The 12,637-nt window shown below is 70.6% G+C and carries 13 protein-coding genes; 1 reads left to right on the forward strand and 12 read right to left on the reverse strand.

Annotated features, from left to right (window positions below):
• The 4 genes from ACFYZY_RS02770 to ACFYZY_RS02785 form a co-directional block, all read right to left on the reverse strand.
• Positions 1–580, reverse strand: a 580-nt coding sequence (locus ACFYZY_RS02770; RefSeq protein WP_388689351.1) for a DUF2637 domain-containing protein, incomplete at its 3' end; no start/stop codon positions are given.
• Between the two features lie 51 nt (positions 581–631).
• On the reverse strand, positions 632–1,246 hold the full coding sequence (locus ACFYZY_RS02775) for a WhiB family transcriptional regulator (RefSeq protein ID WP_351104283.1): 615 nt from the start codon (positions 1,244–1,246) through the stop codon (positions 632–634).
• A gap of 113 nt (positions 1,247–1,359) precedes the next feature.
• The gene (locus ACFYZY_RS02780; protein ID WP_381533152.1) at positions 1,360–2,121 is read right to left on the reverse strand and encodes an ATP-binding protein; all 762 of its coding nucleotides are present in this window, start codon (positions 2,119–2,121) and stop codon (positions 1,360–1,362) included.
• Positions 2,121–3,179, reverse strand: a complete 1,059-nt coding sequence (locus ACFYZY_RS02785; RefSeq protein WP_388688877.1) for a hypothetical protein — start codon at positions 3,177–3,179, stop codon at positions 2,121–2,123. Before ACFYZY_RS02785 ends, ACFYZY_RS02780 begins: the two co-directional genes overlap by 1 nt.
• Positions 3,180–4,216: 1,037 nt before the next feature.
• On the opposite strand from ACFYZY_RS02785, the gene ACFYZY_RS02790 reads away from it, so the two are divergent.
• Positions 4,217–5,620, forward strand: coding sequence for a helix-turn-helix transcriptional regulator (locus ACFYZY_RS02790; RefSeq protein WP_388688879.1), 1,404 nt, complete (start codon positions 4,217–4,219; stop codon positions 5,618–5,620).
• A gap of 291 nt (positions 5,621–5,911) precedes the next feature.
• Here ACFYZY_RS02790 and ACFYZY_RS02795 read toward each other — a convergent pair whose 3' ends face one another.
• The 8 genes from ACFYZY_RS02795 to ACFYZY_RS02830 all read right to left on the reverse strand — a co-directional run bounded on the left by ACFYZY_RS02795 (position 5,912) and on the right by ACFYZY_RS02830 (position 12,632).
• Positions 5,912–6,418, reverse strand: a complete 507-nt coding sequence (locus tag ACFYZY_RS02795; RefSeq protein ID WP_388688880.1) for an AAA family ATPase — start codon at positions 6,416–6,418, stop codon at positions 5,912–5,914.
• 139 nt (positions 6,419–6,557) lie between these two features.
• Positions 6,558–7,460 (reverse strand): aKG-HExxH-type peptide beta-hydroxylase, encoded by a 903-nt coding sequence (locus ACFYZY_RS02800; protein ID WP_388688882.1) that lies wholly within the window; start codon positions 7,458–7,460, stop codon positions 6,558–6,560.
• 96 nt (positions 7,461–7,556) lie between these two features.
• Positions 7,557–7,721 (reverse strand): hypothetical protein, encoded by a 165-nt coding sequence (locus tag ACFYZY_RS02805; RefSeq protein WP_388688884.1) that lies wholly within the window; start codon positions 7,719–7,721, stop codon positions 7,557–7,559.
• Between the two features lie 105 nt (positions 7,722–7,826).
• Positions 7,827–8,720 (reverse strand): protein kinase, encoded by an 894-nt coding sequence (locus tag ACFYZY_RS02810; protein WP_388688886.1) that lies wholly within the window; start codon positions 8,718–8,720, stop codon positions 7,827–7,829.
• A 15-nt stretch (positions 8,721–8,735) separates the two neighbouring features.
• Positions 8,736–9,371, reverse strand: coding sequence for a hypothetical protein (locus ACFYZY_RS02815; protein ID WP_388688888.1), 636 nt, complete (start codon positions 9,369–9,371; stop codon positions 8,736–8,738).
• Positions 9,372–9,376: 5 nt separating this feature from the next.
• Positions 9,377–10,108 carry a hypothetical protein gene (locus ACFYZY_RS02820; protein WP_388688890.1) on the reverse strand — a complete coding sequence of 244 codons (732 nt, stop codon included), beginning with the start codon at positions 10,106–10,108 and terminating at the stop codon, positions 9,377–9,379.
• Positions 10,105–10,350: a hypothetical protein gene (locus tag ACFYZY_RS02825; protein WP_388688891.1), complete on the reverse strand. Its 246-nt coding sequence runs from the start codon at positions 10,348–10,350 to the stop codon at positions 10,105–10,107. The genes ACFYZY_RS02820 and ACFYZY_RS02825 overlap by 4 nt, the downstream gene beginning before the upstream one ends.
• 395 nt (positions 10,351–10,745) lie before the next feature.
• Positions 10,746–12,632, reverse strand: a complete 1,887-nt coding sequence (locus tag ACFYZY_RS02830; RefSeq protein WP_388688892.1) for a radical SAM protein — start codon at positions 12,630–12,632, stop codon at positions 10,746–10,748.
• Between the last annotated feature and the right edge of the window lie 5 nt (positions 12,633–12,637).

Consider the following 12,637-nt stretch of genomic DNA (forward strand, 5'->3'; position numbering starts at 1 on the left):
CTGGTCCGGGTTCCGGGGTCGGTCCGGGTTCGGTCTCCGGTCCGGGTTCGGGGTCCGGGTTCGGGCGGTGGTCCGGGGCTGGTCCGGGTTCCGGGGCTGGTCCGGGTTCGGCTTCCGGTCCGGGTTCGGAGGCCCGGACCGGCTCCTCGTTAGGCAGGGGGCGGGCGACGCGCTGGTGGATCTGCCGCATCAGCACCCCGAAGGCGAGCATGCTGGCCGTGGGCGGGACTGCGGCGACCACGTAGTCCAGGTGCGGCACCGGACCGGGGGTCGCACCGCTGACGCCGAGGACGTTGAGAGCGATCGATCCGATGGATCCGGTGGCGGTCACGCCGATCGCCCACCAGTCCGTCCGTCGGCGCAGGCCCGCGCGGAACATCAGCAGCTCACCCGCCACGATGAAGGCGTCGAGGGTTGCCGGCCAGGCCCACTGCCGGATGGGCGAGCTGTCGAGGCCGTGTCGTGCGGCGACTTCCGCCAGGTGGGCGTAGGAGAGCCAGAAGCCGGACCCTGTCAGCACCGCGATCACCATCACGGCTGCGGTCAGGGCGTATCGGTCCGCAGTCTCCTCGGTCAACAGGTACCTTCCGTTCGGCGTGGATGGAGGCGGGTGAGGTGGGGCTGAGACGGCTCATGCCGCCTTCCGCAGGGCATCGATCAGGTCATCCGTCTGGGCTTGCCGGGGGACCGGGCAGAACGTTTCTTCCGTGGCGTCGGCCTCGTTGTCGTCCGGGTCCGCCGGCGTCCAGTAGCGGTCGCGGTCCGTGATGGCGTGGCCGGCGTCTCGCAGAAGGTCGCGGGCATGGTCGAGGTCGACGGCGAGGACGTAGGAGAGGCGCTCGGGGGTCCACTTGCGGACGTAGGCGTGGCGGGCGACGGCGTCTCGTTCGGCGGCGGTGAGGAACACGTCCCGGCCCATGATCGCGGCGCGCACTCGGGCGTAGTCGAGGCGCTTGGCGACCTTGGCGTGCCAGGGCCGGCGCTCGTCTCGGGTCAGTCCGCCCCACATGCCCCAGCGGATGTCGTTGTCGAGGGCGTGGGTGAAGCAGTCCTGGCGGACGGGGCACCGGTGGCAGAACGACTTCGCCTCGGCGATGTCGGAGAGGGCGCGCGGCGCCGAGAAGAACAGCCGGTCGGCCTCGTCGGCTTCCAGGTCCCGGCAGGCTCCGCGGGCGTGCCAGGAGATATCAGCGATGCCTCGTACGGGCGGGGTCGGGCTGCTGGCGTTGGTGGTGATGTGGCGCATGGGTGTCTCCAGGGGATGCCGCCGGGCAGGCAGGAGCGGCGCGGCACGCGAAGGTGGTGGTCGGCGCGCGGCTGGGGCGGGCGGCGAGAAGCAGGTGAGGGGTTCCGGGGCCGTCAGGCGGCGGCGCGGAAGCGGCGGTCGGGGCCGCCGAGGTGGACCGGGGTGCACATGCCGGACAGGCGGGAGAGGACGCGGTCGCCGATCTTGTCGCGCAGGACAGGCTGGCGAGGGTCCATGTGCTCGGTGCGCACCGGCGGCAGGTTGGTCGTGATGATCGTCGGCCGGCGGTGCTCCGAGCGCCAGTTGAGCAGGCGGAAGGTGATCTCCTCCGTCCACTCGCTGCTCTTGGCGGCGCCGAGGTCGTCCAGCAGCAGCAGCGGTACGCGGACGATCCGGCGCAGCAGGTACTCGGGATCGAGCCCGTTCCGGGCCCGCATCGCGCCGTAGAGGTCCGCTGCGGTCGTCGCCTCCCACCGCACCCCGCACCCCGCAGCGGTCAGCGCGCGGATCGCCCCGTACGCCTCGTGGGTCTTGCCGGCGCCTGTGGGCCCCCACAGCAGCAGGCTGCGGCCGTGGGTGATCTCGCGCTGACCGGCCCGACCGACGTGGGGCGCGAGGGCGTTGGCGGCGTGGCCGACCGCCGCGTCGGCGATGGAGCGTACCCAGCGGGCGACGTCCGGATGTTCGGCCTGAGCGGCGCGGTACTCGTACGGGATGCGCTCCTGGGCGGCTTCCAGGGCCGGGTTCGGCTCAGGACGTTCGGCGAGCGGCGCAGTGACGTTCGGGTCGATGCCCCGCTCGGCGAGCTTGCGCTGCATCCAGGCCATCGCCGGGTTGTCGGCGGCCGTCTGAGGGTCGTCGAGGCGAGAGCGGATCACAGGGCGACTCCGAAGGTCCCGGTCGGGGCGGTGGGATTGAGGTACGGGGTGTAGGCGGCGGCCCAAGGGCCCGCGCCGGAGGCGGAGGACGGCGCCGAGTTGACCACCTCGTTGACGAGGCTCGGCAGGACGCTCGGGTGCAGGCCCTTGGCCCGCAGGCGGTCGAGCGCGGGTCGCAGCGAGCCGGGCTCGAAGCCCTCGTCCAGCAGCTGGCGGATCTCCTTGCCCAGATGGCCGAGGAACGTCTTCGGCGGACGGCGGCTGCATCCGCGGAGGTACTCCGCCATCAGCCGCTTCGCCGACCACTCGCCCGCCTCGGCGGACTCCAGCACCTGCTCCGAGGAGGGGACCGGCGCGGGCGCCTCGCGCCCCCTACGGGAAGATCCAGGATCCAAGATCCTAGATCCAGTACCGGAACCCTCAGTGAATGTGACCTCCGTCACGTCACCGGATCCAGCGACATCGCTCTGACCTGCGACTTTTTCGGATCCTCGCCAGAGAGCAAGCCCTTCCGGCGAAGTGGCCTCCATCACGCGAGGGGCTGAGGGAGTGATGGGGGCCTCTTGGGCGCCAGGGGCCGGCGGATCAGCCAGCATGAGGTCGTCGTGAGGGCTCATGAGGGCGGGCGCCACCAGGTCGCCCTCGCGGCGGCCGAGGTGGCCCTGCGCCGGGCACGCGCGGGTGCCGCATTCGCCGCACGGCTTCTTGGCCTCGTGGAGCGGGCAGCGCGGCAGGCGGGACACCGAAGGGCGGTTGATCTTCTGGTGACGATCCCACGTGACGATGTGCAGCCACGTCTTCCCGTCACATCCGGTGTAGCGGCAGATCAGGCCGCGTTCGGCCAGCTGCTCCAGGTCCTGGGCGACATGTGCTGGGGTGTGGTCGGGGCGCAGGGCCCACAGCCGCCCGGCGATCACGGCTGGCAGGTCGCGGTGCCGGCCCGCGTCATCGGCCTGGGTGAGCAGGCCGATGAAGGTCAGTACGGCTGTCACGGGGACGGAGGCGAGGTCCTCCGACTCCCAAGCCTCTGGCTTGATCGTGCGGATGCGGGCCATCAGACCTCACCGCCGTGCCGGCGTGCCGGACGGTTCGTGACAGCCGTGACAGCCGTGACCGCGGTGGGCTCCACGGGCCCGGTCCCAGAGGACGGGGTTCCGCGCAGGGCCGTGCTCATGCAAGACTCTCCTTGTAGTACAAGCCGCTCCGGTGTTGCCCCGTAGGAAGGGCCGGTGCGGTGGTGATGGGTCGCCTGTCCGCCGTTGGCTCGGCGGAAAGGTAGGACTCTTCGCATTCCGGCGCCCGGGAGTTGGCTCTCCTGGGCGCCGCGGCGTTTCTAGGTGCTTGCTCGGATCCTCATATCGCTCTTTCGCCGGTCGCCGGGCTGCCCGGCGGGGGACGACGAACATACGTAGAGCGCCGGCGCAAGTCCATACTTTGCACTAGTTTTCGTCACTGTCCGTGTGGGTTGCGGTGCCCCCAGGTGAGGGGTCAGGGTCGTAGAAGCCCGTCTCTGTCTGCCGCTCAACGGAAATGATCTTCTTTCTCCTTGCCTCGACGACGGGGCGATCACGCCGCCGATCTGGTGATGTCCAGGATTTAAGCCCGCTCGGGATTCATCGTCAACGCCATCTCAAGCCGCGTTTACGCGCGTAGAAAATGGTGCTGACGGGAGGCCCTGGGGAGTGATCTGACCCCCAACTTGCCTTTCCTGTAAGGAGGGATGGCGGGAGGGTGTCCGTCGAGGGTTGGTCGTGAAGAGGTCGTAAAGGTGCCGAGGGTGCGTGGAGAGAAAAAACCGGCAATTAATTGCCGGTTTTGGAACCGGAAAATCCTTGCCGGTTTATTGTCCGATTCGGGCGGATCGCGTCTCTATTGCCCCTGGGGCTCTTCCCTACGCGAGCGTAGGTAGATGTGGGGCGCGTCACTCTGTGGAAGGAGGTGATCCTGGCCACCGAAAATGATCTCGTACTCTGGAGTAGAGGCAGGGGAGGGCCGGCGCGTATCGCGCAAGGTCCCCCCTCTTTTTGTTGCCTCCGCTCGGGGAAGGTAGCCCTCAATGCGAGGGGAAGTACACGATGATCGAGGAGAGCGGATGGGCGCGACTGAGCCCCTCCACCCGGGCCCCGGGAGCGGCGGGGAAGGCGCGGAGCGGACGGCTGGCAGGGAGCGCGAAGGGCAGGAGACCCCGTGGGCCGGACAGGTCATGGGCTTCGCCGGCCAGCTCAAGACCTGGCGCAAGGCGGCTGGGCACCGTCGGGGGCGGAGAGTGACCCAAGAGGAGTGCGCGACCGCGGTCGGCAGGTCGGAGAGGTGGTGGCGAGCCCTCGAACGCGGTGACGGCCGCAATCGCCTCGACCGCTCCCAGTGCGACAGCCTTGCGGAACTACTCCAGCTGGATCGGGATGAGTACATCGCCCTGCTGCTCTACAACAACCTGACCATTGCCGCTGCTGACAGCGGGGCCACGGCAGATCCGCGTGTTCGCAGTGGTCTGCGCCTGCTGATCGACAAGCAGATGCCGGCTCCCACCTACCTGTGCGATGCCCACTGGAACATCATCGGATTCAACCCGGCGATGGCTCAGTGGTGGCCCTGGGTCCTTGAGCCCGGCGCCAATCTCATGAGGTGGGCGCTCACGTCAGGCGAGGCGCGCGTCCAGTATCACGACTGGGAACGTCATGCTCGCGAGTACGTCCGCATGCTGAAGTTCGCCCTCGCCCGCGGGAGCGACTCGGCCGAACTGATTGAACTGATCGGTGACGTCTGCAAGGACGAGGATGTACGGGGTATCTGGGAGACGACGAACGAGCTGACGGAGAACCGGGACGGGCACATCTTCCGGATGTCTATCCCGGCGATGGATTGGGAACCGATCGACGTCGTCTCCCACGTCTTGTATCCGGCAGCACTTCCCGACTGCCGCATGGTCGTAATCACCTGGTGGACAAACGAGGATGGCGAGGAGGAGGCGCGCGACGTGGACACCGCACTCGGCGCTGCAGGAGAAGAGTCGCAGGTTCAGCAGCCGGCTCCGCCGGCCGCCGCAGCTCGACGTCGGATCGCTCACGCGATTACTGGACGGATATCCGTTCCCACGGCAGAAGAAGCAGCCGCGCTGGCCGGGGCTGACGCTGTTCCCCTCCCGGTGCTCAGCCGGCTCATGGGCGACGGGTGCCAGCTCACCCTGTCCCCCTCTGCCCAGTCGGTCATCTGGGCGGTGAAGGAGGAGGACGGAGCCTGGAGCGTCTCGGAGGTCTCGGTCTACACCGCGATCGTGAAGCTTCCTCACGCTGCCACCGAACCCGAAGCCCGGGCGGAGATGAAGACCTTGGTCAGGGCCAATCTGCCGGCCGACCCCAAGGAGGCGTCGGGACGGATCCAGGAGCTGCTGCCCCAACTCCGTAACCGAATCCACTTCCTGGAGCAGATCGGTCGGGACCTGTACGAGCAGGACCCGACACTCCCGTACATCTGGGATCCGACCGACGAGATCTGAGCGGGCCCGTCGGGTCGCCGGAGGCCAGCCTCAGTCGGAGGTGGCCTCCGGCGTTCTCCGACCTTCGCGGACACGAGTCGTCCTCAGAGATCGGCGAACCGTGCCTGTCGGGGACAGTCGAAGTGGGGCGGTAGGGCCAGATGGGGCAGAGGCTGCGCATCGACCGGCACTCCCGCCGCATCGACATCACCGCGCCCGCCTCGCCTTCTGCTGCGTCACCCTCGATCGCCTCCCCGAGGGCTGGGCCGCCGAAGCGGCCACGATCACCACCGCCTGGCGCCCGCCGACGCCTCAGAACCAGCCCGGCTCCACGATCTCCTCGCCCTCACCCTGAGGCTCCTCGAACCGCACGAAGAAGTCGTCCAGCGCCTCCGGCGTCACGACGAGCGCGTTCGCGTCCGCCCGCTCGTTGCGTTCCGCCAGCCGGCGCAGCAGCTCGTCCCGGGCCACGGGGAAGTACAGCAGCCGCCACCGCCCGCCGGCCGACTCCACCAGCGTCTTCATCGCCTCGCGGTCCTTGCGCGGCCACAGCCCGTGGTCCCACACCACGTCCCGGCCCTCCGCGACCAGCTCGGCCAGCCGCTTGTGCAGCTCGGCGACGACCGGAGCCTCCTTCTCGAAGTACGCGTTTTCCGGGTAGTCGACGCCGTACCGGCCGTACCGCGCGAAGACCACCTCGTCCACAGACAGTCGCACCGCCCCCCGAGGCTCCAGCACCCGCTGGGCATAGGTCGTCTTCCCCGAGCCCGTCAGCCCCACCAGCAGGAAGACCGTCGGAGCCCCGCTCTCGACCACCATCAACTCCTCCCCACATCCGCCTCGTTCCCGGGAGTCTTCCACCGTCGTCCCAACCCTCGTACGTCGTGGGGGCCGCGGTGCCGCCGCTCGCGCATGGATCTTTATCTTGTTCCAGCCGTTCAAGGACTGCCCGGGGTGGTTACAGGGAGAGAGCCTCGGTGTACACGCTCCGCAGGCGCTGCTGGAGCCCGGGGTGGGGAATGAGTGCGAGCGCGTGCGCGTAATCGGGCGTGGTGGTCGCGAGCAGTCGGCGCTGCTGGTCGAGGTAGCTGGCCAGGAAGCGGTGGATGGCGGGGTCACTGGTTTCGGTGAGGACGCGAGCGGTGTAGATCATGGTCAGGGGGAAGGCCCAGCAGGCGTGGAGGAAGCCGAAGGCGGGCCTTTGGGAGTTTCGCCAGGGGGAGTGGAACGTGGCCGCCTCGTCGAGCTTGCAACCGATCGAGGCCAGGGCGTCGTTGAGCCAGTTGTGGCCACCTTCGTGAATCAGGTCGCGGCCGAGTATGACAGGGGCGTCGACGTGATCGGTGTAGACGGTTCCCGGAAGTCGCGTGATGGCCCAGCTGACGAGGGTGTCGCCGAGCGCCTTGCGCCGGAGCAGACAGGTGACCACCGCGTGGTCCGCCAGCAGATCGCCGAACCCGTGCCGAGCTGCCGTGTCGAAGGCGGTTGCGGTGAGGGCGAGTTCGTCCGCCGAGGCGACGGTGGTGTCGGGGCCCAGTACGTAGTACGCCGTGTCGGAGATCGGGGACCGCGGCATGAGGCCCGGGTCGGGCGAGACGACGATACGAGGGCCGACGGCGGTCGGTGTGGTCAGAGCGGTCCCGTTCGCGTCGGGGTGGGCCTGGTACCAGTCGAAGGAGGGGGTGTCGCCGGCGCGGGCGGCGGCCTCGGCGCCTTCGAGGGCGTGATGGGCCAGACAGTAGGTGTCGGCCGGCCGCTCGGTCTCGCCGACGGCGGTCCGGAAAAGGCCGTGAATCCGCCGGGTACGGTCCTGGTGCAGGTCACGGATGGGGGAGAACACGAAGTCGAGGGGTGTGGGCACGAGGGTTCCTTCCCGGGGCTGGGCCTGGGGCCGACCCCGTCGGGGCCGGCCCCAGGATGACTACCGGCGGGTCGCCGCCGGCGTCAGATGGGTGTCTCAGGCGTCGGCGCCCTCGGGGGCGACGGAGGTCGGCTCGGTGGCCGTCCAGCCGTCGGCGGAGACGCTGGAGGTGTGGGCGGTGGCGCGGACGGTGTCCTCGTCGGCGCGGAGGGTGTCCACAGCGGTGAGGAAGGACTCGGGGGTCGTCTGCTTCTCGGTCATGGTCGGTCTTGCCCTCTCATGGGTGGGGATGGTGGGTGTCGTGTACTCGGGCCGGGCGGGGGTGCTCGGGCGGAGCGCACCGCAGGCCCTCCTTCCAAAGGTGGGCTAGTGCCCGCGGCGCGGCTGCGGCGCGGAAGTCTGGTCGGCCGCCTGCCGGAGGCCCTCGTGCAGGTCCGCCATCGTGGGGCGGTCCCTAGGCTCCGGTGCGAGTGCTCCGGTGAGTAGCGGGTGCAGCGGGGCCGGCGCGGAGTCCAGGCGGTGGGTGCCGTGGCGCGGGATGTCGCCGTATGCGAAGCGGTGGACCAGGACCGCGAGGCTGAACACGTCGGCGGCCGGGGTGGCGGTGTTGTAGGAAGAGGCGTACTCCGGGGGCCAGTGGACTTCCGGGCCGCGCCCGGCGGGGCCTTTGGCGGTGGTGGTGAGCCGGGCGGCGCCGAGGTCGGTGATCAGGCCGTGGCCGTCGTGGACGAGGACGTTCTCCTGGTAGACGTCGCGGTGCACGATGCCGCGCTCGTGCAGGTGGGCGAGGCCGGCTGCGACGTCGGCCAGGATGCCCAGCCCGGCGGCCGTGGTCTCCTCGTCGCGCGGGGTCGTGAGCCAGGAGCGGAAGGAGCCGCCGGGGCAGTAGGGCATCGTGTACCAGTCGAACCGGTCGGTGGTGCCTTCCTCCAGGAGCGGGACGACGTGTCCGGCGCCGGTGGCGGTGCGGGCGACGGCGATCTCGTGGCGGAAGTCCTCGCGGGCGAGGGCACGTTCGGCCGGGGTCATCTCGGCGTACCAGTAGAAGCCGTACGCGGCCGGGCGGTCCTTCTCGTCGAGTTCGGCAAGGACGTGGTTGCTGCCGAACCCGGCCTTGAGGACCACGGGCGCCGCCTCGTCCCGGCTGACGAGGGCCAGGGTGCTGGCGCGGGTGAAGGAGAGCAGGTTGTGGACCTGCCATCCGTCGGTGCCGAGCTGGTCGAGGACCCAGGCGGCCGGGTGCATCGGATGCAGACACATGTTGGGGCACTCCTCCTATACGCGCGCGGTGGGCGCGGGGGCTTGGCGTATGGCGCTCAGGCACATGGCGGTCAGGGTGTCGAGGTCGGAGCCGGTGCTGCAGGGGTGGCGCAAGACGGGCAGCCCGGTCACCTCGGTCCAGGCCGTGGTCGCCTGGTCGTACAGGTTGGTGAGGCGTGCCGCGGTGTCGGGGTCATCGCCGAAGCGACGTTGCGTGGCCCGGCGTGAGAGCCGCTCAAGGCACAGGCCGGCCGGTGTGGTCAGTAGGACGGTCAGCTTCGCGCGTGCGGCGGGCACGTGTGCGAGCTGTCGGACGCAGTCGGCCACGGGCAGACCGTGGACCAGGGCGAGCTGGCACGCGGTCGACAGGGTGAGCCGGTCGGCGACGACGTGCCCGCGGGCGAGGGCAGGAGCCAGGTTGTGGCGGCCGTGCAGGTCCAGGTCGAGGCGTACTGCGGAGATCGCTTCCGTGTTGTCGGCGGCGCGGAGACCGGAGCGCATGCGGACGATCGTCCGGGTGGCGGGGAGCGACAGCCAGGAGAACTGGCCGACGTGCCCCAGCGGCAGGCCCTCGGCGAGGGTGGCATCAAGGAGCCGGTCGCGCAGGGTGCTCTTGCCCGCCCCGGAGATGCCCTCGATGGCCAGCAGCATCCCCTTCACCGCTCGCCGGCCTCGGCGGTTAGCCAGCTGATGAACTTCGCGCATCGCCCGCGGACCACCGGCTCCGTGCCGTGGGCGAGCTGGGAGCCGTAGAGCAGGGCGGTGCCCCGGGCGGCGCTCACGGTCCAGCGGGTACGGGGCATCTGCGTGAACCAGTCGGCGGAGTGGTCGGCGCCGTCGTGCGCCAGCCACATGCCGGGCGCGTAGCCGCTGCCGGGAGAGTGGCCGAGGCGGGTGTCCCACAGGCGGCTATCGGAGGAGGTCTCGACGTAGAACCCGCCGCCGTTCTCCGCCTCGCTGATCACCACGCTGATGCCGGCGATCTGCCGGGGCCAGGCGAGCGGGTCGGGGGCGATGCCGTCGAGGTGGGAGGTGATGTGCTGCCCCGGCCCGTACTCGACGTACGTCCACGGACGGCACGTCGTGATCGACGGCATGACGCGGGACAAGGCGGGGCGGGCCCGGTCGAAGGCGTCCTGGAGCAGCTGCTCGGCCTGCTCGGGGATCTTCGGGATCTCCACTCGCCCGGCCGGCTCGTACACGGCCATCGCCTGCTCCGGGGTGTGGCCGGGGATCTCGTGGATGGAGCTGCTGCGCTGCTCGCCGAAGTGGCTTCGGCGCTCGGAGGTGAGGAAGGCGCGCATCAGGGCGGCGAGCTGGTCCCGCTCGCCGTCGGTGAGGAAGCCTTCGACGCTTCCGACGGCGACGGTCTCGGCGATGTGGATCACGACGGGTTCCTCCTTGATTCGAGCACGCGGCGGACGTCGCCTAGGCCCCCGGTGCAGTGGTTAAGCCAACTGACCACGGGCGCCTGGGTGGTGGCGGTCGGGTCCGTCCACAGGGCCAGTAGCTCGCCGGTCAGCGGCAGCTCGTCCACACCGGGCAGGGTTTCGGGGGCCGGCGGTTCGGCGGCGAGCAGGTCCAGGGCCGCGCACTCGGTGGCGTACCGGGCGGCGAAGACCCGCCCCACCCGGCCAGCCGCTGCACGTCCGCAGGCATCCAGGAGCCCCGGTGCCGGAGAACGCTGGTGGTAGGCCCGGTGCTCGGCCGCAGCCCAGCCGCTCCCTATCGCCGCCGCTGCCGCGATGACACGACAGGCCGCGCAGCACGCGTTGGGCGTGCGCGGGCAGGGACGGTGGTGGTCGGGCAACTCGGCCGCGACCTCCAGGAGCGCTCCCCACGCGGAGCCCGCCAGCACCGTCTCCGGCGACCGGGAGCCGGGAGCCCGATGGCGGCAGCAGGCCGGTCCCGACACCGGCGGCCGATCGGAAGCCTGCAGATCGGGAGCGATGAGCAGGGCGTGGAAGTACACGATGCGCCCGAGTAGCTGGTGGACAGTCAGCTCGTCGAGGGCCCGCTCTCCGCTCACACCGGCACCCCCTCACGAAGGGACACGTCCGGCGCGGGGACGGGGCAGGCGCACCGGTAGCCGGTCGGCTGCTCGCCGCCGAGGGCGGCGGCGACGGCCCGGGTCGCCTCGTCCACGGCCGCGAAGTACTCCGCCCAGCCGTGGCCGGGCGCGGGCAGCAGAACCAGGTCGACCACAGGGACACTGCGCCCGCTGCTCTCGCACTCCAGTTCGGCACGGCCCACCGTCACGTGAACCGAAGGGGGCAGGGCGGGGGCCGCAGCGGTGGCCGCACGGCACAGGGCGGCGGCCACGCGGGCGTACTCCGCGCGGTCGCGTGGCAGGACCCCGATCCGGCGTTCGGTGGGGAGCATGTCGAGGCCGTGGTACGGGTGGCCCTCGCAGCTGTCGTACGTGACACAGCCCCATGGGCCGGTGACGGCGTCGACCAGTGGACGGACGCCGGCCTCGATCGCCTCGTTCCACTGCGGGTGGCCTGGGTCGAGGTCGTCGGCCTCGTGTACGCCGGGTTCGCCGACGGTGTTGATGTTGCCGTACGCGCTGGTGTGCAGCCGCACCGGCGGACGTTCCGTGTCCGGGCGGTCCCACCGGGAGAGGAAGGCGTCGATGTCCCGCATGCTGTTCGGGGTCTGCGGGCGCCAGCGGGCGGTGCGGCACCAGGCGCCGTCCGGGTGGGCGGGCTGGGCGAGGAGGGCCGCGATTCCGTCGATCATCCGCATGCGATAGTCGCAGTAGGCGTCAGGGTCGCCGGCCTTCTCGTAGCGCCAGCGGGTGGCGATACACCCTCCGCCGCACGCTGAGCGGTACGAGCAGCCGGAGCACCGCTCCATCAGGTCCTTGCCCTGGTTCAGCAGCGGGAGCCGGCGCTGGGCGGCGACGATGTCGGGTTCTCCCGCGGTCTGGTCGAGGCGGGTGAGCTGGGCCTGGGGCCAGGGGAGTTCGTCGCAGCTGCCCAGGCGGCCGTCGGGGTAGAGCGTGAAGACGTGATCGCACTTCAGGTCGGAGAAGTGGCAGAAGCCGGTCCCCAGACCCCGAAGCCGGCGGATCGTCGACACCGCCGGTTCCAGCTTCAGCCGGGCGAAGTGCCCGCCCTCGATCCACCGAGCCGTGGCGGCCAGGACGAACTCGGCGTACTGCGACGGACTGATCGCCCAGGCCGGGCCGCCTTCGGCGCCGACGGCCGCCTGCTGGAGCCGACGGCTCGCCGGAACCCGACGGCCGTAAACGGCGGTGGGCCGCCGCACGGGGGTGTCGAAGCACGGCACGAAGCTGACGGCGTTGACCGCCTCGAACCCGGCCAGGTGATCAAGGACCTCCTCGGCGCGCCCGACCACGGCCGGCGTGACCGCCGCGATCACCCCGGCCTTCCACCCGCGAGCGGCCAGGAGCCGGAGGGCGGCAGCAACCTTCGCGTACACCGGCGCTCCGTCGTACCCGACCCTCCAGGCGTTGCCCTTCGCGTCCCCATCCAGAGACACCCCGATCCGCAGCCCCGGGTAAGCGGACTCGAAGAGGTCCAGCCACGCGTCGTCCAGCAGGACACCGTTGGTCTGGATGGAGACACGGATCACGGACGGCTGTGCGGCGAGCTCGCGCAGCACCTCGCCGATGTGCTCGCGGCCCGCGGTCAGCGGCTCACCGCCGTGCAGCTCGATCGCGAGCCGGCGGCCCGGGAAGATCTCGGCGAGCCGGCGCACCTGCCCGGCGTCGATCCGCGCTCCTCCCGGGGCCTCCTTGCGCTTCTCGTAGCAGTACAGGCAGTCGATGTCGCAGGTCTCGCCGCGCACCTTCAGGATCACCGAGACGGCGGCCGCACCGTCGTCGGCCGTCAGGCCGCGGTACAGCTCGTCGATCGGGCCGTGCTGAACGGGGCTGCTGTGCATCGGCT

The organism is Streptomyces sp. NPDC001744 (assembly GCF_042892575.1).
GTDB lineage: Bacteria > Actinomycetota > Actinomycetes > Streptomycetales > Streptomycetaceae > Streptomyces.